General features: G+C 39.0%; 20 protein-coding genes and 3 pseudogenes. 9 read left to right on the top strand and 14 right to left on the bottom strand.

Features of this window, described 5'->3' with window-relative positions; genetic code table 11:
* The first annotated feature begins 221 nt into the window (after positions 1 to 221).
* Together P4S71_RS05360 and P4S71_RS05355 are read left to right on the top strand one after the other, a co-directional pair.
* Positions 222 to 2,411, top strand: a complete 2,190-nt coding sequence (locus P4S71_RS05360; RefSeq protein ID WP_337150241.1) for an EAL domain-containing protein — start codon at positions 222 to 224, stop codon at positions 2,409 to 2,411.
* A gap of 110 nt (positions 2,412 to 2,521) precedes the next feature.
* Positions 2,522 to 4,699: a YgiQ family radical SAM protein gene (locus P4S71_RS05355; RefSeq protein ID WP_007378293.1), complete on the top strand. Its 2,178-nt coding sequence runs from the start codon at positions 2,522 to 2,524 to the stop codon at positions 4,697 to 4,699.
* 183 nt (positions 4,700 to 4,882) lie between these two features.
* Here P4S71_RS05355 and P4S71_RS05350 read toward each other — a convergent pair whose 3' ends face one another.
* The 13 genes and pseudogenes from P4S71_RS05350 to P4S71_RS05290 all read right to left on the bottom strand — a co-directional run bounded on the left by P4S71_RS05350 (position 4,883) and on the right by P4S71_RS05290 (position 14,770).
* Positions 4,883 to 5,434 (bottom strand): protein disulfide oxidoreductase, encoded by a 552-nt coding sequence (locus tag P4S71_RS05350; RefSeq protein WP_337150240.1) that lies wholly within the window; start codon positions 5,432 to 5,434, stop codon positions 4,883 to 4,885.
* Positions 5,435 to 5,490: 56 nt separating this feature from the next.
* Positions 5,491 to 6,849 carry a magnesium transporter gene (gene mgtE, locus P4S71_RS05345; protein WP_007378295.1) on the bottom strand — a complete coding sequence of 453 codons (1,359 nt, stop codon included), beginning with the start codon at positions 6,847 to 6,849 and terminating at the stop codon, positions 5,491 to 5,493.
* Positions 6,850 to 6,950: 101 nt separating this feature from the next.
* On the bottom strand, positions 6,951 to 7,223 hold the full coding sequence (locus tag P4S71_RS05340) for an HPr family phosphocarrier protein (protein WP_033029547.1): 273 nt from the start codon (positions 7,221 to 7,223) through the stop codon (positions 6,951 to 6,953).
* Positions 7,224 to 7,266: 43 nt separating this feature from the next.
* A complete protein-coding gene (rapZ, locus tag P4S71_RS05335) occupies positions 7,267 to 8,112 on the bottom strand; it encodes an RNase adapter RapZ (RefSeq protein ID WP_007378297.1) in 846 nt (281 codons plus the stop codon).
* Positions 8,113 to 8,131: 19 nt separating this feature from the next.
* Positions 8,132 to 8,583, bottom strand: a pseudogene (gene ptsN / locus P4S71_RS05330) (PTS IIA-like nitrogen regulatory protein PtsN).
* Positions 8,584 to 8,587: 4 nt separating this feature from the next.
* Positions 8,588 to 8,875, bottom strand: coding sequence for a ribosome hibernation promoting factor (hpf, locus tag P4S71_RS05325; RefSeq protein ID WP_337120720.1), 288 nt, complete (start codon positions 8,873 to 8,875; stop codon positions 8,588 to 8,590).
* Between the two features lie 26 nt (positions 8,876 to 8,901).
* Positions 8,902 to 10,401: pseudogene (locus P4S71_RS05320) on the bottom strand (RNA polymerase factor sigma-54).
* A gap of 69 nt (positions 10,402 to 10,470) precedes the next feature.
* Positions 10,471 to 11,196, bottom strand: a complete 726-nt coding sequence (lptB, locus tag P4S71_RS05315; RefSeq protein WP_007378301.1) for an LPS export ABC transporter ATP-binding protein — start codon at positions 11,194 to 11,196, stop codon at positions 10,471 to 10,473.
* Complete coding sequence (gene lptA / locus P4S71_RS05310) at positions 11,193 to 11,735, bottom strand: lipopolysaccharide transport periplasmic protein LptA (RefSeq protein ID WP_007378302.1); 543 nt, start codon at positions 11,733 to 11,735, stop codon at positions 11,193 to 11,195. The genes lptB and lptA overlap by 4 nt, the downstream gene beginning before the upstream one ends.
* Positions 11,725 to 12,279 carry an LPS export ABC transporter periplasmic protein LptC gene (gene lptC, locus P4S71_RS05305; protein WP_007378303.1) on the bottom strand — a complete coding sequence of 185 codons (555 nt, stop codon included), beginning with the start codon at positions 12,277 to 12,279 and terminating at the stop codon, positions 11,725 to 11,727. The genes lptA and lptC overlap by 11 nt, the downstream gene beginning before the upstream one ends.
* Positions 12,276 to 12,827 carry a 3-deoxy-manno-octulosonate-8-phosphatase KdsC gene (gene kdsC / locus P4S71_RS05300; protein ID WP_007378304.1) on the bottom strand — a complete coding sequence of 184 codons (552 nt, stop codon included), beginning with the start codon at positions 12,825 to 12,827 and terminating at the stop codon, positions 12,276 to 12,278. Before kdsC ends, lptC begins: the two co-directional genes overlap by 4 nt.
* Complete coding sequence (locus P4S71_RS05295; RefSeq protein WP_007378305.1) at positions 12,828 to 13,799, bottom strand: KpsF/GutQ family sugar-phosphate isomerase; 972 nt, start codon at positions 13,797 to 13,799, stop codon at positions 12,828 to 12,830. It lies immediately after the preceding gene.
* A gap of 3 nt (positions 13,800 to 13,802) precedes the next feature.
* A pseudogene (locus P4S71_RS05290) lies at positions 13,803 to 14,770 on the bottom strand (calcium/sodium antiporter).
* 268 nt (positions 14,771 to 15,038) lie between these two features.
* Between P4S71_RS05290 and P4S71_RS05285 the strand changes: the two are divergent.
* The 7 genes from P4S71_RS05285 to murA are packed head-to-tail and all read left to right on the top strand — an operon-like array spanning position 15,039 to position 19,704.
* The gene (locus tag P4S71_RS05285) at positions 15,039 to 15,854 is read left to right on the top strand and encodes an ATP-binding cassette domain-containing protein (protein ID WP_033015593.1); all 816 of its coding nucleotides are present in this window, start codon (positions 15,039 to 15,041) and stop codon (positions 15,852 to 15,854) included.
* Positions 15,854 to 16,633, top strand: coding sequence for a lipid asymmetry maintenance ABC transporter permease subunit MlaE (gene mlaE / locus P4S71_RS05280; RefSeq protein WP_007378308.1), 780 nt, complete (start codon positions 15,854 to 15,856; stop codon positions 16,631 to 16,633). Before P4S71_RS05285 ends, mlaE begins: the two co-directional genes overlap by 1 nt.
* A 13-nt stretch (positions 16,634 to 16,646) precedes the next feature.
* Entirely contained in the window at positions 16,647 to 17,195 is a 549-nt protein-coding gene (gene mlaD / locus P4S71_RS05275; RefSeq protein ID WP_008135833.1) for an outer membrane lipid asymmetry maintenance protein MlaD, read from the top strand.
* Positions 17,196 to 17,200: 5 nt separating this feature from the next.
* Positions 17,201 to 17,881 carry an MlaC/ttg2D family ABC transporter substrate-binding protein gene (locus P4S71_RS05270; RefSeq protein WP_007378310.1) on the top strand — a complete coding sequence of 227 codons (681 nt, stop codon included), beginning with the start codon at positions 17,201 to 17,203 and terminating at the stop codon, positions 17,879 to 17,881.
* Positions 17,874 to 18,167, top strand: a complete 294-nt coding sequence (locus P4S71_RS05265; protein ID WP_007378311.1) for an STAS domain-containing protein — start codon at positions 17,874 to 17,876, stop codon at positions 18,165 to 18,167. The genes P4S71_RS05270 and P4S71_RS05265 overlap by 8 nt, the downstream gene beginning before the upstream one ends.
* A gap of 5 nt (positions 18,168 to 18,172) precedes the next feature.
* Positions 18,173 to 18,430 carry a BolA family protein gene (locus P4S71_RS05260; protein WP_007378312.1) on the top strand — a complete coding sequence of 86 codons (258 nt, stop codon included), beginning with the start codon at positions 18,173 to 18,175 and terminating at the stop codon, positions 18,428 to 18,430.
* 14 nt (positions 18,431 to 18,444) lie between these two features.
* Complete coding sequence (gene murA, locus P4S71_RS05255) at positions 18,445 to 19,704, top strand: UDP-N-acetylglucosamine 1-carboxyvinyltransferase (RefSeq protein ID WP_007378313.1); 1,260 nt, start codon at positions 18,445 to 18,447, stop codon at positions 19,702 to 19,704.
* 57 nt (positions 19,705 to 19,761) lie between these two features.
* Here the strand turns inward: murA and P4S71_RS05250 are convergent, their stop codons facing one another.
* Positions 19,762 to 20,844 carry a trypsin-like peptidase domain-containing protein gene (locus P4S71_RS05250; RefSeq protein WP_007378314.1) on the bottom strand — a complete coding sequence of 361 codons (1,083 nt, stop codon included), beginning with the start codon at positions 20,842 to 20,844 and terminating at the stop codon, positions 19,762 to 19,764.
* Positions 20,845 to 20,861: the final 17 nt, after the last annotated feature.

The raw sequence follows: 20,861 nt of genomic DNA, 5'->3' as shown, positions 1-20,861 counted from the left end.
GGCCTTAACTGAATTATTTACTTAAAATATAACAACTTTCCATTAGTAGACTATAGTATGAGTAGAGTTGTAAACCAAAATCTAAATCTAAAGCTGTAAACTTAGAAGTTCAAACAATCTAATCCTAACTAAGGTGTTAACGAGAATGTTGAGCTGTTGTTTTTACTAAGTTATTGTTTTTAAGTTGGTTGTTTTTTTGCTTGTTATTAATAGGATCATGAATGTCATCAGAATCGAGCGGTTTTTTATTTTTAAAAGAAGACCATGATGAAGTCATCTCAGAGCCTTCTGATTGCTGGGATATTTTAATCGTCGATGACGATCCTGCTATTCATTCTGTAACTAAATTAGCTCTCTCTGGGTTGGAATACAAAGGAGCTGGATTTCGATTTCATGATGCTTATTCTGGTGCTGAAGCTATTGCTATATTATCTCGAAAAAACTCAATCTCAGTCATTTTTTTAGATGTGATAATGGAAACTGATGATGCAGGTTTACAGGTTGTAAGGCGGGTCCGTGAGGAGCTTAATAACCAACATGTTAGGATTATTTTACGTACGGGGCAAGCCGGTAGCATACCTGAAGAAAAAGTAACTCGTGAATATGACATCAATGATTATAAAACAAAAACGGAATTAACACGTTCTAAGCTCGTCACCTCTTTAATTACCGCAATTCGCTCATATGAACAAATTGGCCAATTAGAGTACCAGCATAAAGCAATGGACTCTATTTTATCGGCTTCGAAGTCTATTTTAGGACAGACCGACATAAAAGTACTGTGCAGAAGAATTATAAAGCACTTAAGTGTTATTTTACAGTGTCCGGATAAAGGCTTAATTTGCAGCAAACTAGATGGTAATAATTACATTCAAGTCTTGGGTGGTTGCACGCGCTATGAAACATACTTTGGAGAAAATTTAGCTGAGGTTGATAGTCGGATATACAATGAAGTAGAAGCGTCTTTTAGTCAAAAAAACATCAATATACAGATACTAGCGCTACATTTTTTAAGAAGTAAGCACAGAAAAGCAGCCATTTATATTGAATGCGACGAAGTGATAACGCGTACTCAATTGCAATTTGCAGAAATATTTTTTGCAAATGTAAGCATTGCTTTAGATAACGTTAGGCTATTTGTTAAGTTGAGAGATGCGGCTTACAGAGACGTACTGACAGGTATTTCCAATCGAACTAATTTTATTGAGCGAATAGAGCGCTATCAAAAGCCACAAAAAAATGACTACCTTCTTGTTTTACTTGATGTAATGAATTTTTCGGATGTTAATAATGGTTTAGGGCAAGAGGTTGGTAATAAGTTATTAATTGCTATTGTTGAGCGTTTAAAGGAAATTTATCCAACAGCTAAATTACTATCACGTATTGGGGCTGATGTATTTGGTTTTGTTATCCTTAAAAATGAATTTAATATTACAGACTTTAACGAAAAACTTAGTATTTCATTTTGTGCTGCAGAGCATATATTACCGGTGGGGTTTAAAATTGGTTTATGTCAACAGCAAGATTTTCAAAGTACAGGTATTGAAACCCTCAAAGTAGCTTATATTGCGCTTAATCAAGCTAAAAAGAATAAACATAAAGAAGGTGTTTATTACTGCGTTGATATGGAGGACGCCATTGCATGGCGACTCGGTATTATTAGGCAACTAAGGCATGATTTTGCTAGAAATAAACTAGAGGTGTGGTATCAGCCTCAATTGGCGTTTAATGATCTATCATTAATTGGCTGTGAGGCGCTTTTGCGCTGGCCTTTAGAAAATGGCACTTATATTTCACCTGCTGTATTTATTCCCTTAGCTGAAGATGCAGGGCTAATAGTTGATATAGGACAATGGGTATTAGAGCAAGCATGCCAGCAACAAAAACGATTGGAAAGTGCCGGCGCAGATATTTGCATTGCAGTAAATGTATCTGTTCCACAATTTAAAGTAAAAGGGTATGCACAAACCGTTAAAAATACATTATTAAAATATGGTGTGCAGCCAAAAAATATAGAGTTGGAAGTAACTGAAAGTGTGGTTATGGATGAGTTAGAAACTGTCATTAATACACTCCAAGAACTCAAAAAATTAGGTGTTGAGGTGGCTATTGATGATTTTGGTACAGGCTTTTCATCTTTAAGTTATATCCAGAGTTTACCAATTGATAGATTAAAAATAGATAGGGCGTTTATTAAAGGTTTACCAAATGATGACACCGGTGCAATTGCTGCTTTGGTTATATCACTTGGTGCTAAGTTGGGTTTAAAAACGATTGCAGAAGGAGTTGAAACGCAGGAACAAGCTAAATTTTTGAAAGATTTAGGGTGCGATGAGGTGCAAGGGTTTATGTATGCCAAGCCGATGCCTGAGCACGAATTAATTGAGTTTATTAATAAGCAAAATAATTAAAGTTAAATTAAGATTTTACAGCTAAAGGCGCATCACAGATTGTAATGTTGTATATATAAACAATGCTATAAGGTATAATTCGCGCCTTTTGTTATTCTACGGCTAAATTTATGAGCACACTCAAAGCTAAGCGCGCCTTATTTTCATACCCTAAATATTGGGCTGAATGTTATGGCACCGCGCCATTTTTACCTACTACACGTGAAGAAATGGATGCACTTGGCTGGGATAGCTGCGACATAATTATTATCAGTGGCGACGCGTACGTTGATCATCCTAGTTTTGGTATGGCGGTAATTGGCCGTGTACTTGAAGCGCAAGGCTTTAGAGTGGGCATTATTGCCCAGCCAGCATGGGACTCTAAAGATGCATTTATGGAGCTAGGCAGACCGAATTTATTTTTTGGTGTAACAGCTGGGAACATGGATTCAATGATCAACCGCTATACTGCCGAAAAGCGTATGCGTCATGATGATGCTTACACACCTGATAACGTCGGCGGTAAACGCCCCGATCGTGCCGTAATGATTTACTCGCAAAAATGCCGTGAAGCATACAAAGGTATCCCCATTGTTATTGGTGGTATTGAAGCTAGCCTTCGTCGTATTGCTCATTATGATTATTGGCAAGAAAAAGTACGTCGTAGTATTTTGTTTGATGCAAAAGCGGATATTTTAATTTATGGCAACGCAGAGCGCCCGTTAGTTGAAGTTGCACACCGTATTGCGGCCGGTGAAACGATGGATACGATTCAGGATATTCGCGGCACGGCTGTTATTCGAAAAGAACCCCTACCAGGTTGGCGTGGCAGTGATTCTACCGCTATTGATAAAATTGGTAAAATCGACCCTATTCCAAACCCATATGGCGCGGATGATGTTGGCTGTAGTAAATCTGAATTTAAACAAGCCGGTATTGATTTAAAAGCTGAAGCTGCAAAACCAATTATGGTTCAGCCTGCGCGACCTAAACCGTGGGAAAAAACCTACGTTAAGTTACCTGCTTATGAGCAAGTAAGTGTTAACAAACCTTTGTACGCCCACGCCTCGCGCATTTTGCATCAAGAAACAAATCCTGGTTGTGCAAGAGCGCTGTTTCAGCGACACGGCGATCGTTCTATTTGGGTAAACCCGCCAGCATACCCGTTAGAAACACATGAAATGGATGCTGTATTTGGTTTGCCGTATCAGCGTATTCCTCACCCAAGTTATGGTGATGCTAAAATACCTGCTTACGATATGATTAAAACATCAGTTAATATTATGCGTGGCTGTTTTGGTGGTTGTTCGTTTTGCTCAATTACAGAGCATGAAGGGCGCATTATTCAAAGTCGTTCGCAAGAATCTATTATTGAAGAAATTGAACAAATTAGAGATAAAGTTCCCGGCTTTACTGGTGTTATTTCTGATTTAGGTGGTCCAACGGCGAATATGTATAAGCTGCGCTGTACGAGCAAAAAGGCAGAGAGTACCTGTAGACGCTTATCATGTGTATATCCTGATATTTGTAAACACATGGATACAGATCATACGCCAACAATAGATTTGTATAAAAAAGCACGTGAAGTTAAGGGTATTAAAAAGGTATTGATTGCTTCAGGTGTACGTTATGACCTAGCTGTACGCGACCCTCGTTACGTTAAAGAGTTAGTAACGCATCATGTGGGTGGCTACTTAAAAATAGCGCCAGAGCATACAGAGGATGGTCCATTATCAAAAATGATGAAACCAGGTATGGGAGCGTACGATCAATTTAAAGAACTATTTGATAAGTACTCTAAAGAAGCCGGTAAAAAGCAGTATTTAATTCCGTACTTTATATCTGCTCACCCAGGTACAAAAGATGAAGACATGGTAAATATGGCTTTATGGCTTAAATCAAACGACTTTAAGCTTGATCAGGTACAAAATTTTTACCCATCACCTATGGCTAATGCGACGACTATCTACCATACAGAGATGAACTCTTTACGTAATATAAAAAACAACTCAGAAGTTGTTCCAGTACCTAAAGGCGCTCGCCAACGTAGATTACATAAAGCTATTTTACGCTACCATGATGCAGCAGGTTGGCCGATGATACGTGAAGCACTACGTAAAATGGGTAAAGCTAATTTAATTGGTAAAGGACCGAACTGTTTAGTGCCTGAAGAAGGGCGTGATGAAAAAATAGGTAAAGGCGGTAAAAAAGGCGGGCGACCAGCATTAACGCGACATACCGGTTTTAGCCAATTTAAAAAGGCAAACACTAAACCAAAAGTAGGTGGTAATCGTCAAAGTACACGTTAGTAATTCAATCTGCCAGTTATTAGTTTAATTGCGATACGCGCTTTTCAGCCTTCGTAATACGTAAGTTGAGTTAACCTTGCTCTTTATTATCAATATTATTGTAGATGATAAAGAGTGAGCTTTTAGAGCCCCCTCTTTGAGCTGCGCGTATTTAGTGCCTATATATTTGCAGTCAGTTCTTCCTTATAACGTTGATGATAACCACAAACGTAATTTAAGTGACCATAACGGCTGAATACCTGTTAGCCCTTGCGTCATTTTATTATCTTTTAAGATTATATAAGATGGCGTGACTTGTCCCTGCCAATCGGAAAATATCTCCCCGTGTTGATCGTTAACAGTACTGAAGCTGTAGCCTTGCTCATTTAGATAGTTATGTAGTTCTTGATCAGAACCTGATTTTATTGCGATGCTCACGATAGGATAATTATTCTCGTTTGCGAGTTCGTTTATGGCAGGGGAGGTAATACTACAAATAGAGCACCAAGTTCCCCAAAAATACACAAGGGTTGGTTTATCTTGGCTCATTGCAGCTAGATCAATGTTTTGCCCTTTATAATCTGTTAATTGTAATTGAGGATTTGCTGGCATGACAGGTTGTCGCCACCAATTGACGGCAGTATAAATGACGAAAAATATAGAGCCATATACCAATACACTTTTTAATATGGATACGCTTTTTTGTTTTAGCGTTTTTTTGGGTGTCACTTTTTTATTCTTGATATTCGTTGTCATAATTGCTGCTTTACCCTAAGTATTTTTTACTTTAGTTATTTGCAAAAAATTCTAATTTATACCAGCAACCAGGTAGCAGTTCCTAAAAAGGCGAATATACCAACAATATCTGTCACTGTGGTTAGCACCACACTCCCTGCAAGTGCGGGGTCTATATTCATTCTTTTAAGTATTATTGGAATACTTGCGCCAGCCACACCAGCCACGACTAAGTTCATAAACATAGCGAAGGCAAGTACACCACCAAGCATAAAGTCCCATTGCCATAGGGCAATAACACCTGCAATTAATAATGACCACAAAATACCGTTTAACGCACCAATGGCAAGTTCTTTCATCATTAAAAAGCGTTGGTTTGTTTGGTTTATATGGCCTACTGCAATACCGCGTATAACAAGCGTTAACGATTGACTTCCTGCAACGCCACCCATAGAAGGGACAATACCGTTTAGTACCGCCAAAATAGGTAAAACATCTAGTGTTCCTTCAAAAAAGCTAGCAACAAAGGCCGCTGCAAGTGCGGTTAGTAAATTGACACCTAACCAAACTGAGCGCTTTTTAGAGCTTTTGAGTACTGGCGCAAAGGTATCTTCTTCATCATCTAGACCGGCTAAGCCTAGTAAACTATGCTCTGCATCTTCTCGAATTACGTCAACAATATCATCGATAGTGACACGACCAAGTAATTGATCGTTATCATCAACAACAGGTGCTGATATCCAATTATGGCGCTCAAATAGTTGCGCGACTTCACTTTCATCCATTGAAATTGGGATTGATTCACAATCTTCATCCATTAAATCGCGAACAATTTTTTCAGGTGGGTTCGTTAATAACGTACTCAGTGATAGAGCGCCTATAAAACAGTTGTGTTTATCAACAACATATAGGTCATCTGTACCTTCTGGTAGCTCCCCACGTAGCCTAATATATCTAAGTACAACATCGAGCGTTACATCAGGACGAATGGTTACCGTATCGGTGTTCATTAGCGCGCCAGCTGAACGCTCTTGATATGAAAGTGCTTGTGTTGCACGCTCACGGTCTTGAATATCCATCGCGCTGACAACGTCTTTATAAACGGTGTCTGGTAAACTACGGAGTACTTCACCTAAGTCATCGTGGCCCATGTCTTCAGTTGCGGCTGCAATGTGCTCAGGTTCCATTTGGGCAATAATGCCTAAACGAACATCTTCGGAAAGCTCTTCAAGAACATCACCTTGTACATCAGGGTCAACCAATTGCCAAAGTAGTCGGCGAATTTTATGCGGCGATGACTCTAATAATAATGCGGTATCACAAGGAGCTGTTTTTGCTAACATCCGCCTAACTTGAACAAATTGACCACTGTTAAGCGACTTTGTCACTTGTTTTAATTGTTGTAGTGGATAGTCTTGTTCAAAAGCTTCGGGCATTGGCGTCCTTATTGATTTTTATATAACTATGGATAGGGAGGTTTATTAATGGGGTAATTAACCACATTTAGTTTATCTTAGTTTCGGTTTTTAGCTAAGTGCTATTCTTCTTCATTAAAGCGTTGTGCTATCAATTGACCAACGGCATGTAAAGCTTGTTCGGCATCAGGGCCCTCACACACTACTTTTACCTCTTTTCCTTGACTGCTTTCCAGTAGCATTAAAGCCAATACACTGTCCCCAGGCGCTTCTTTATCATCTTGATATATCATGATTGAGGCATCAAATTTAATTGCAAGTTGCGCTAATACTGTAGCGGCTCTTGCATGAAGTCCTAATTTATTTTTTATTAAAAAAGTGTCTTCTAAACGCATAAGTTACTCTACCTAAGCTGAACAGATGATTATTTTGAATGAGTTATTTTTCTTGTTCTCTATGGCGGATTTTTACATTTGGATGTGTCATCGAAAAACTTTCACCAATCGTTTGTGCTAAATATACTGAGCGATGTTGCCCACCAGTACAACCTATAGCAATAGTTAAGTAGCTACGGTTATTTCGCTCTAAATGTGGCAACCATGTTTGTACAAAAGTTTGAATTTGCCAAGTGAACTTTTGGACAATGCTGTGGCTGGCTAAGTAATCCTTTACGGGTTGGTCTAAGCCATTTAAAGGTTTTAATTCTGGCTCCCAATGTGGGTTCGGTAAAAAGCGTGCATCAAAGACATAATCAGCTTCCTTAGGAATGCCGTGTTTAAAGCCAAATGACTCAAAAGTAACAATGAGTTGTTTATCTTTTTTACCCAGAATTTTTTCACGAATTGATTCAGCAAGTTGATGAACACTTAAATCACTCGTGTCGATCATATAGTCAGCGCGAGTAGTGAGAACATCGAGTAGTTCTTTTTCTTTTTTTATAGCTAAATCAAGAGGTAATGAGTCAACTGATAACGGGTGTAGACGGCGAGTCTCAGAAAAACGTTTAATTAATGTTTGATCCTCACTGTCTAGATAAAACAGAGTCGGTTTAGCAAAGCCAGGTAAGTATTCAAGGATATCGTTAAATTCATCTTGCTCTTTTGGTAAATTACGGACATCAATACTAACTGCAATTTTGTCGTAGTTATCAGATACACTTCTCACTAAAGAAGGTAGCAGATTAATTGGAATATTATCTACGCAATAATAACCTAAATCTTCAACTACGCGTAAAGCAACCGATTTTCCAGAACCGGAACGGCCACTTATGATAATTAATTCCATTTATCACCCATTATGTTAATTACGATTGTTCTACAATAACTTGATACAGTTCAGTATCTGATTTTGCGCTGCGTAACTGTTTACAAAAATCTTTATTATTTAGTTTATCAGCTATCGTTGCGAGCGTCTTTAAGTGCTGCTGGTTATCGCCATCAGGTACGATGAGAGCAACAAATATATCAACAGGGCGATTATCTATTGCATCAAAATTAATAGGTGTTTCGCTTACTAATACGAGTGCTAAAGGCTCTTCTGCACCGCTCATTCGCCCATGAGGGATTGCAATACCTCTTCCTATACCAGTGCTTCCCAGTTTTTCTCTATTCATTAAGGCGCTGAGAATATCTTGTTGAGAAAGATATGGAAGCTTGTCATGAGCAAGTTGACTGATGAACTCTAAAATTCTTTTTTACTATTAAAAAGGACCGCAGCTCTGCTGCAGTCCTGGCATATAAGTGAACTTAATTTCATAATATTAGTGTCGAGCAAGCTTCTCTTTGTGTTTAATAACTTGGCGATCGAGCTTGTCAATCAGCGAGTCAATGGCGGCGTACATATCTTGATGTTCAGTAGAGGCAAATAACTCAGCTCCACTTACATGAATCGTTGCCTCAGCTTTTTGGTTTGATTTTTCTATATCAAGAATGACATGAACATTATTAATATGATCTGAGTGTCTTTCTAGCTTCGCAAATTTGGTATTTACATAATCTCTTAATGAATCAGTTACTTCTACGTGACGACCAGTTAAGTTTAGTTGCATAAGCATTACCCTCTTTGTTTAGCGTCTTAAATCAAACTTTTTCGCTGATTTGACGGTGGAATAGCTAGAGATTCGCGATACTTTGCGATTGTACGTCTCGCTACTTTTATTCCTTGCTCAGCTAATATATCTGCAATTTTACTATCACTCAATGGTTTTGCTGAGTTTTCTGCTGCGATTAATTTTTTAATGAGAGCGCGTATTGCTGTTGATGAGCATTCGCCTCCATTTTCAGTACTTACATGGCTTGAGAAAAAATATTTAAGCTCAAAAATACCGCGAGGTGTATGCATATATTTTTGAGTTGTTACGCGTGAAATAGTTGATTCGTGCATTTCGACCATTTCTGCTACATCATTTAAAACCATTGGTTTCATGGCTTCTGGGCCATGCTCAAAAAAACCTTGTTGTTGCTTAACAATACAATTAGTTACTTTTAATAGTGTATCGTTTCTACTTTCTAAACTTTTAATAAACCATTTAGCTTCTTGTAGATGCGAGCGAATAAACTGGCTATCACCACTTGATTTAACGGTGCGTGACATTGCTGCATATTGGCTGTTGACTCTGATTTTAGGCATGCTATCTGGGTTTAGTTCAACAACCCAGCGACCTTTTATTTTTTTCACCGATACATCAGGAATTACATACTCAGATTCTTCTCTAACTATAGTATCCGCCGGTTTTGGGCTAAGAGTATGTATTAAAGTCATTATTTCTTTAAGCTCTTCTTCTTTGAGCTTTGTTTTTTTCATTAATGTACGATAGTCGCGAGCAGCTAATAGATCAATGTGCTCGGTTAAAATCATTTTTGTTTCATTAATATAGGGTGTTTCTTTATCGTATTGGTTCAGCTGAATACATAAGCATTCTTGTAAACTACGTGCTGCAATACCAACAGGGTCAAACAATTGAATTCGTTTTAAAACCGCTTCTATTTCGTCAAGTTCAACTTCGTTGTCTTCTTCGTTCTCTTGATTAAAACTTTCTAAAATTTCTTCTGCAGCTTAGCGTTAAAATACCCGAATCATCGACGGCTTCAACAATCGCAATCGCAATCGCTTCATCGGTAGGACTAAAGGGAGTCAGTTGTAGTTGCCACATTAGGTATTCGTGGAGCGTTTCAGTCGAGGAGCCTTGGTATATAGATTCATCTTCAGGCATTGGTCCTGATGATGATGCTGGGGCTGCGCTCATATATTCATCCCAACTAACATCCATAGCCATTTCATCACTTAGCGTATCTTTAGCAAGTGCTTCACCACTGTCTTGCTCATATTCGCTCGGAACATCATCAGCATTTGCGCTAACAGTTACATCGTCGTTATCTGCTTTTTGCTCGTTTTTACCAGCAGAATCTTCGGCGTAATCTTGCTCTTCAACCTCTAATAGGGGTTGCTGTCGAGTGCTTCTTGTATTTCTTGCTGGAGATCCAATGTACTGAGTTGCAACAGGCGAATTGCTTGTTGCAGCTGTGGAGTCATTGTAAGTTGCTGGCCCATGCGCAGCTGTAATGATTGCCTCATGTATCTCTAACAATCCTTTTATGTTGTTATAATTAATACTAGCAGATGCTTAAAGACATGGCGTAAATGTTACAGCCTAAATTGCTCGCCTAAATAAACATCACGTACTGTTTTATCGTTTAATACGTGTTCTGGAGTGCCTGATGCAATTAACTCACCATGAGAAACTATGTAGGCTTTTTCGCAAACATCAAGAGTTTCTCTTACATTATGGTCGGTAATTAACACACCAATACCACGATTTTTAAGATGTTCTATTATTTTCTTTATATCTAACACTGAAATAGGGTCAACACCAGCAAAAGGCTCATCAAGCAATATAAATTTAGGATCAGCGGCTAGTGCTCGCGCTATTTCAACTCGGCGACGCTCGCCTCCTGATAATGCCATACCTTGGCTATCACGAATGTGCTGAATACTAAATTCATCTAATAAATTGTTAAGTGTGTCTTCTCTTGCTTGCTTATTTAGCTCTTTACGTGTTTCTAAAATAGCCATTAAGTTTTGATAAACAGTAAGCTTTCTAAAAATTGATGATTCTTGGGGTAAGTAACCAATGCCTAATCTAGCACGACTATGCATAGGTAAAAGAGTAATATCGTTATCGTCGATAGAAATTTTGCCTTTATCACTAGGTACAAGGCCTACAATCATATAAAACGTTGTGGTTTTACCTGCACCATTAGGGCCAAGTAACCCGACTATGCTGCCAGCCTTTACTTCCAGACCTACATTTTTTACAACTTCACGGCCTTTATAACTTTTAGCTAATAGTTCTGCTTTTAATGTACTCATGGCTGACCTTTATCGTTTTTTTCTTTTTTAGTCTCAATAGGTACTAAAATAGTATGCACACGATCGGTTGAGTTTTCGTCTTTTTCAGCGCTAATTAATTGCTGTTGCATATCGTAAGTAATACTCTTGGCATTTATTTTTTGACCCGCTTGCGATACTTGTGCATCGCCAATAAGGGTTAAAAATCGTTTAGCTACATCATAACGAACTTCGTTTGCGCTGGCGCTCATTATAGTGCCATCAGTTTGTTTTTCTTCGAAATATGCAGGGCTACCAGTTGCAATTAGTAGCTGTTTATTATCGCCTAATTCATCACGTTTATGTACTTCTAAACGGTCGGCTGTAATACGGCGGTTGCCGTGAATAATCTCAACATTTTTTTCAAAAATTCCGACGTTTTCTTTTAATTGGCCTTCTTGTTTGTCGGCACTTATTGATATTTGATTCGCTGCAGGTTGAATCGCTTGTTCAGCAGCGCTAAGGTTGAAAGCTAGTATAAGTGTCGGAATAATAAGTATTTTTGAAATTTTATTGGTCATAATATATAGTTCGCGTATGGTTAATAAGTTTTATCACTTCAGTTTTTAAATCGGCTTCAAGGCCTTTACCGGTGATCTTTAAATTGGGTCCCGTAACAATAACGGGTTGCTCTGAACGCATCGTGAGTAGTTTTATATCTACTTGAATATTATCCGCATTAATCTTGTCTATCATTGCATTATCAGTAAGATTCTTGGCAACCACGTTACCTTCTAAAATTAATTGTTTTCCTTCATATAACGTTGCTTCGTCTGCATTTATTCGCCATGTTTGTTTTTCGTTATATAAGGTGAAAATGGGCTTTTCAAAAAAGGTAAAGCCTAACTGTTGATATAATTCCATTTTAGCAGCTGTAACTTTATGATTAATTTTACCATTTTCATCATAGGCCGTTTGTTTTAGCTCAATAGCAATATAATCAGGCTTAGCGATAACTTCAGCTTCAACCTGAGCTGTCATATTTGTTTGTGCAAAATAAGGGTACCAAAGCCAAACCATACAGCTGATGAATAAAACGCTTAAAATTATGCGCGCTGTATTCATGAACTAGTACCTTTGCTAGTAAGTGGTTTGTCGTTCTCTAGCATAAGTAAGTCGGTTAGTTCTCTCACTGCGCCAAAACCACCCAGCATCTGTGTCGTGTAATGTGATAAACGCTTGATTAGTGGGTGAGCATCGTTAACTGCAACGGCAAACCCGACTAATTCCATTACCGGCATATCGGGGCCATCATCACCAATGTAGGCAATTTGATCATCACTTAGGTGAAGCTTGTTTTTTAGCTCTTCGTAAGCAATAAGCTTGTTTTCTTGACCTTGATAAATATGTTGTACTGTTAAACTGGTCATACGTTGTTGCACTATCTGCGAATGGCGACCAGTAATAACAGCCACTTCAAAGCCACTGTTTATAAGCGCTTTAATGCCAAAACCATCTTTTGTATTAAATGCTTTGAGCTCTTCACCTTGATTGCCAAGATAAATTCGGCCATCAGAAAATACACCATCAATATCGCATATAAGTAATTTTACTTTTTTAGCACGTGCTTTTGCATCAGCACTCAGCGGTTGATAGAGTTCTTCAAATTGCATTTATAATACTCCTGCTTTTAATAAGTCTTGCATATTTAGTGCGCCAATAGGCTGGTTTTGCTCATTAACAACAATCAAGCCATTTATACGTTTGTGTTCCATTATATTAAGCGCTTCAGCAGCTAAAATATCTTGTGTAGCTGTTGTGCATGACCTAGTCATAACAAGGTCTATTTGTGTTGTATGAATATCTAGTCTTTGCTCTAAAATACGGCGTAAATCACCGTCGGTAAATAATCCCACTAGCTGATTACTTTTATCAACAATGGCTGTCATACCAAGGCCTTTGGCTGACATTTCAATAAGTGCATCTTTTACGGTTTGTGAGACGCTAATAATAGGTGTATTTGCGCCGCTGTGCATAACATCTTTTAAGGTTAGTAATAATCGTTTGCCTAAACTGCCCCCAGGGTGAGAAAGCGCAAAATCATCGGCGGTAAAACCACGAGCTTCTAACAGAGCCACTGCCATCGCATCGCCCATAGCAAGAGTCGCTGTAGTGCTCGCCGTTGGTGCTAACCCTAAAGAGCATGCTTCTTTTTCTACTTTAATGCATACATGTACATTTGCATGTGTTGCCATGGTCGATTTAGTATTGCCTGTCATGGCGATTATTTTTGCGCCAAGGCGTTTTAAAACAGGGATAATATTTAAAACTTCACTCGTCTCACCTGAGTTTGAAATAAGCATGACAACATCGTTTTTGGTGATCATTCCTAAATCGCCATGGCTAGCTTCGCCTGGGTGTACAAAAAAGGCAGGGCTTCCTGTACTTGCAAGTGTTGCTGCAATTTTATTACCTATATGGCCTGATTTACCCATGCCAATAACAATAATTCGACCTTCGCAGTCAAACATTAATTGGCATGCTTGATGAAAATTTTCATCTACATATTGCGCTATGTCATTAAGTGCTTGGCGTTCAATATTGAGAACACGAAGACCCTGTTCGATAAAGTTCAGCGTCGTCATTATTTACCCTACTTGACTAAAAATGTACCCTTGGTAGCCCAAAAATGCGATAAGCAATAAGCCACCTTCCATTCTATTGATGCGTTGGGTGCCTCTAAAGTTCAATGACATGATGATAAGAGCAAATGTTGCACCAATCATAATGAGTATATCTCGACTCGCTACTGACGGATCGATAATGGATGGATTAATAATACCTGCGAGCGGTAACACAGCCAATATATTAAAAATGTTTGAACCAACAATATTGCCTAGAGCTAAATCATCTTCATTTTTTAATACACCGGCAATTGAAGCTGCAAGCTCCGGTAAGCTCGTGCCAATGGCAATAATAGTTAAGCCAATGACTAGATCGCTTAGGCCAAAGTATTTAGCTATGTCGACTGCGGAACCAATTAAAAATGTGAGCTAACAGGGAGTAGAACCATGCCAATAACTAACCAAAATACCGCTTTTTTAGTTGGTACATCGTTAGGTACGTCGTCACAGGCTTCGGTTATAAATGGGTCATCTTGGTTTTTTGCGCGCAGTGAAATAATAATCAAACCGCCTATAAACACGATAAAGCCAATAAGTAAGGCGACACCTTCGGCTAATGAAAAATAATTGTCTGAAAAAATATACCAGGTAGCGAATGATATCAGCAAGACCAGTGGCATTTCGCGTTTTAATGTACTTGAAGATACAGACAGAGGTCTAAATAACGCTGTAATACCTAACACAAGTAGAATGTTTGTTATGTTTGAACCGACAGCGTTACCAACTGCAGTATCTGTTTTATTTGCGAGCGCTGCAGAAGCGGAAACCATCATCTCTGGGGCTGACGAACCCATTGCCACAACAGTTAAGCCTACAATTAGGGTTGGTACGCCAAAGTTTTTTGCAAGTGCCGCTGCGCCATAAACAAACCTGTCTGCACTCCAAACAAGAGCCGCAAAACCAAGAATTAAAATAACAAACGAGGTAACCATTATATTAAGCCAGTTATTCAAAATACAGATGGCGCGAATAGTAACAAAAGCAAAGGTGAAAGTATAAATAAAAGAGTCAGGTCAACTCTAATTACAATAACTTGTTGAATAATATTTTAAGGCGCTTATATCAGCACCTTAAGCTGCAGTTAAGCCGTTATAAACGAGTCTTATACTCCTTTTTGCAAGTGTATTACAAAATCTTACGAATTGTTTTTTCCATCTTGGTTAAAAAAGCTTTAAAATAGGTGCACTAGTGAACATTGTTATGGAGAGCGACTTGTCGCAATCAATAGTAGAAGTCAAGGATGTTAGCTTTTCGAGAGGCGATAGAAGCATATATAAAAATATGAGCTTTAGCGTTCCTAAAGGTAAAATCACTGCGATTATGGGGCCAAGCGGAATTGGTAAAACGACCATGTTGCGTTTAATTGGCGGTCAACTTAAGCCTGACTCCGGTGATATTTTATTTGAAGGTGGTAGTATCCCAAATATGTCGCGCAAAGAACTCTACGAAGCGCGAACTAAAATGAGTATGCTTTTTCAAAGTGGTGCGTTGTTTACTGATATGTCGGTATTCGATAATATAGCGTTCCCAATTAGGGAGCACACTGAATTGAGTGAAGACCTAATTCGGTTGGTTGTGCTAATGAAATTGCAAGCTGTTGGGCTACGCGGGGCGAAAGATTTAATGCCTTCTGAATTATCGGGAGGTATGGCTAGGCGCGCAGCTCTGGCACGTGCTATTGCGCTCGACCCTGAACTTATAATGTACGATGAACCATTTGCAGGCCAAGATCCTATTTCTATGGGGGTGTTGGTTAAATTAATTAAGTCACTCAACGAAGTGCTTGGTTTATCTTCTTTAATTGTAACCCATGATGTTAACGAGGTAATGAGTATTGCTGACCACGTTATTATTATCGCTGATCAGGGTGTAATTGGTTGTGGAACACCTGACGAAATGCGCAATCATGAGTCTCCTTTAGTGCAACAGTTTTTAAAAGGTTTGTCTGATGGTCCCGTGCCTTTTCATTTTCCAGCTCAAACATATGCAGATGAGTTGCTTGGAGAAAAAGCATAATGTTGGATTTATTTCAAAAATTAGGGCATAAGACGCTAGGTCGTTTTGCGGCTCTGGGTCGCTCAACTTATATGCTTTTTGGCGCACTTGTAAATGTACCTAACTTTAAAAAGGGTACACCTCTACTTATTCGTCAGCTCTACATGGTGGGTTCGCAATCTTTGCTCATTATTATGGTGTCAGGTTTATTTATCGGTATGGTCTTGGCATTACAAGGCTATACGGTATTAGTTGGATATGGTGCAGAGGATAGTTTAGGGCCATTAGTGGCATTAAGTTTATTACGAGAACTCGGGCCTGTTGTTACAGCGTTATTATTTGCAGGGCGAGCGGGCAGTGCGCTTACTGCAGAAATAGGCTTAATGAAAGCAACAGAACAGTTATCATCATTGGAAATGATGGCAATTGATCCACTAAAACGAATTATTGCACCGCGCTTTTGGGCAGGCTTTATAAGTATGCCGTTACTAGCGGTGATATTTTCAGCAGTGGCAATTATTGGTGCTCATTTAGTTGGAGTTGATTGGCTTGGTGTTGATACGGGTAGCTTTTGGTCAATTATGCAATCACAAGTATCGTTTCAGCAAGACATACTAAACGGTATTATTAAGAGCTTTGTATTCGCCATTGTGGTGACTTGGATAGCACTTTATAAAGGGTATGACTGTGTGCCGACCTCTGAAGGGATCAGTAAAGCAACCACCGAAACGGTTGTTCATTCGTCATTGGCGGTTTTAGGGTTTGACTTTATTTTGACAGCGGTAATGTTTACCAGCTAATAGGGTATAGATAATGAATTCACGGAAATTAGAAATTTTAGTTGGTTTTTTTGTGGCGTTAGGAATTTTAGCGTTTGCTATGCTTGCGCTTAAAGTCGCCAATTCAGGTATTAGCGGCTCAGGCGAGACGTACACACTTAATGCTAAATTTGAAAACATAGGGTCATTAAAGGCACGTGCACCAGTAAAAGTGGGCGGAGTCGTTATTGGTCGAGTAGAGTCAATTTATGTTCATCCACAGGAGTTCTTGCCAGTGGTTAATATGACCATTGATGCACAGTATTTATGTCGTTTTTCAGACACGAGCTCAATCTCAATTTTAACATCGGGTATTTTAGGTGAGCAGTATCTAGGTATCCACCCTGTTATTTCTCCTAATTCAGCAGAGCAACGCTGTTTAGGTCAAGTCGTAACCGAAAATAAGCAAGACGAAGCAATTGATGATTTATTTGGTGTAGACAGTAAAGCGTTAGGTGACGGTGATTCAATCACTGATACTAAGTCTGCCATTGTACTTGAAGAGTTAATTGGGCAGTTTTTATTCAACCAAGGTAGTGAGTAATTATTATGTTGAAAAAGTTTCTAGCTATTGTAGCAATTAGCACAATGACGCTAACTCAAAGCGTAAGTGCTGCAGATGTTAAACTGAATGATCCAAACAAAATGGTGCGTCAAGTAGCGGACAATACGTTTGCACGTATCAAAAAAGATCAGCCATTAATCATTAAAAATCAAGAGCATCTTCGTGTCATTGTTGAAGAAGAATTAATGCCTTACATTGACTACAAATATGCAGCACTTCGCGTGTTAGGTAGTGAAGTATCTAAAGTACGAGCAATTACAGATGAAGCTGAAAAAGCCCAAGCGATTAAAGATATTCAGCGCTTTATTGGTGTATTTAGAGAATATTTAGTTGCCACTTACGCTGGTGTATTTACACAATATACAAATCAAAAAGTTGAGTTTGGTGCTGAGCAACCATTTAAAGGTAAAGATGTCGTTGTTGTTAAAACTAAAATTCTTGAAGATGGTAAACCTGATATCAGAATAGACTTTAAAGTTCGTGAAGATCGCGATGGTGAATGGCGAGCTTACGATATGATTGCTGAAGGTATTAGTTTATTAGACGCCAAACAAAGCGAACTACAAGGTATTTTACGTCAGCAAGGTATTGACAATGTAAGCAACCTTTTAGAGCAAAAGAGTAAGTTACCTGTTCAATTTAGAGGCAGTAGCTCGAATGACTAAATTGGCAATTAGCCAAGTTGATGAACAGCAGTTTCGAGTAAGTGGTGAACTTACTCGAAATTCCATTAGTAATGAACGGCTTTTGAACGATAAGTTAATAACTAAGCATAAAACCACTTATTTTGACCTTAGTGAGGTATCAAGGGTTGACACAGCGGGCTTAGCTTGGTTAATTCACTCTTTTGCAGAATTTAAGCAGCAAGGCATTCGTCTTGAATTGCAAAATCCACCTGAACAATTGCAAAATTTAATGCAGTTGGGTCAAGTTACAACCCTATTTGAGTGAGAGTTATGGAAACTAGCCAAGTCGAAACATTATTACGCGATGAACTTCAATTAGCTGAAGTGCATGTAAAAGCTAATGGTAGTCATTATGAAGTAATTGCAGTTGGTGAATGCTTTGACGGTTTAAGCCGTGTTAAAAAGCAACAGCTAGTTTATGGTCCGTTGATGAATACAATTTCAGATGGCACAATTCACGCAGTTTCTATTCGCGCTTTCACTCCAACAGAGTGGAAACGTGAACAAAAATTTATTTTACCGCAATAAGTAAGGCCTCCTAAATGGATCAATTTGTAATTCAAGGTGGCACTTCACTTGCTGGTGAAGTTACTATTTCTGGTGCTAAAAATGCAGCGCTTCCTATTTTGTTTGCTGCTTTACTTGCTGATGGTAAAAGTACATTTACTAATGTTCCACGTTTACGTGACATTGTTACCACCGAAGCACTATTAAAAACTTTAGGTGCAGATGTTAATTGGCAAGGCGACACACTTATTATTGATGGCGCAACGGTAAATCAGACGCTTGCCCCTTACGAGCTCGTTAAACAAATGCGTGCTTCTGTGCTTGCACTAGGCCCTTTAGTGGCACGCTTTGGTGAAGCTCAGGTTTCATTACCAGGTGGTTGTGCTATTGGTGCTCGTCCTGTTGATATCCATATTCAAGGTTTAGAGCGCTTAGGCGCACAAATAAGCGTTGAAAATGGTTATATTAATGCAAAGGTAAATGGTCGCTTAAAAGGCGCTGAAATCTTTATGGAGATGGTTAGTGTTGGTGCTACTGAAAATTTACTGATGGCAGCAGCGCTTGCTGATGGAAAAACCATACTTGATAATGCCGCGCGTGAGCCTGAAATTATCGATTTAGCTAATTGTTTAATTGCAATGGGGGCTAAAATTACTGGTGCAGGTACTAGCCGTATCGAAGTGGAGGGTGTTGAGCGCTTGGCGGGTTGTGAGCATAGTATTTTGCCAGATAGAATTGAAACAGGTACATTTTTAGTGGCGGCTGCAATGGCTGGCGGTGAGGTACTTTGTAAGAATACTGATTTTCATTCACTTGAACCCGTGATTGAAAAGCTGCGTGCAACGAATGCATTGCTTGAGGTGCATGATGACAGTATTTACTTAGATATGCGTGGCCGAGAGCTTAAAGCTGTTAATATTAAAACCGCTCCACACCCAGGTTTTCCTACTGATATGCAAGCTCAATTTACAGCATTGAATGTTGTGGCAAATGGCAGTGCAACGATTACAGAAACGATTTTTGAAAACCGTTTTATGCATGTGCCTGAGTTACAGCGCATGGGTGCTAATATTCGTCTTGAGGGCAACACGGCTATTTGTGGTGAAACCAAAAGCCTAAGCGGTGCGCAAGTTATGGCAACTGACTTACGTGCTTCAGCGAGTCTAATTTTAACAGGTATAGTCGCGCAAGGTGAAACCGTTGTTGACCGTATTTATCACGTTGACAGAGGGTATCAGCGCATTGAAGATAAGCTCAGTGCATTAGGTGCTAATATTAAACGTAGAAGCAGTTAAAAGCGCCTAATATATGTAGGTCGGATATGTAAATACACACCGACCTACAATTAGTAGTTATAGTTTTGTTTCAAGCTCTGCGACCATCACCATGATTTTTTCTATTTTGCCATTTCGATAAAGCTCAAACTCTATTTCTTTCCCAGGTTCTGTATTGCCTATTTTTTCAAGTACTTTTTGCGGATTTGCTACGGAAAGCCCTGCAATTTTAATAACGATATCTTGTTCTTCAATACCTGCTTGCCAAGCTGGGCCTAAGGGATCTAAGTTCGTAATTCGCATACCTGAAACAGGAGTTAGGCTATCGTTAACTTCTTTACCTGTGCTGTCTACTGCGGTGCCTTCAAAACCAAGGTAGCCTCTAACTACACGACCATGTCGAATCAATTTTCCCATTACTTTTTTAGCAAGTGAATACGGCACAGCAAAAAATATTCCCTGTATGTTTAAATTTTCACGCGTTTTAAATTGGGCTGAAGTGATACCAACTAAATCACCGTTAGAATTAACTAATGCGCCACCTGAATTCCCTACATTAATGGCGGCATCCATTTGTAATAAGTTATTATAAGGGCTGTCTGTGATTTTTTGCTTACCAGTAGCGCTAATAATACCTTGGGTAATTGTCTGTCCTAAATTAAGTGGGTTACCTATGGCTAGTACTACATCACCTACACTCGACGTATAGCTATCGCTTATAGGAATAACGGGAAGGTGGTCTGCGTTTATTTTAAGTAATGCAAGATCAGTAATCGTATCAAAGCCGATTAGTTGGACATCAAAAAAGCGCCTGCCGTCTGTCAGAATAACCATAATTTGATCTGCATTATTCACTACATGATAGTTAGTAAGAATGTAGCCATCTTGCGACATAATCACACCAGAGCCTAATTCTTGTACGGTATTTTGTCTTTTATAACGAGGCTCTTTCGAAATGCTCTCAGAAAAAATAGTCACTACGGAGGGGGCTGCACGTTTAACAGCATCTGAGAAACTTAAATGACTAGTACTCATTGCACTCGCAAGAGGCACGTTCGGTAATAGAGAAGCTCGCATATTAGGGCTGAAAAAAACCACTAAAAAAGCAATGCTAAGCCCTGCAAATAATGGCGGGAGAATAAATTTTATTAGTTTCAGCACGGGATTCTTATTATAAG

It is taken from the genome of Pseudoalteromonas sp. B62, assembly GCF_037162565.1.
GTDB lineage: Bacteria > Pseudomonadota > Gammaproteobacteria > Enterobacterales > Alteromonadaceae > Pseudoalteromonas > Pseudoalteromonas fuliginea.
This window is presented reverse-complemented; position numbering and strand designations above follow the sequence as displayed.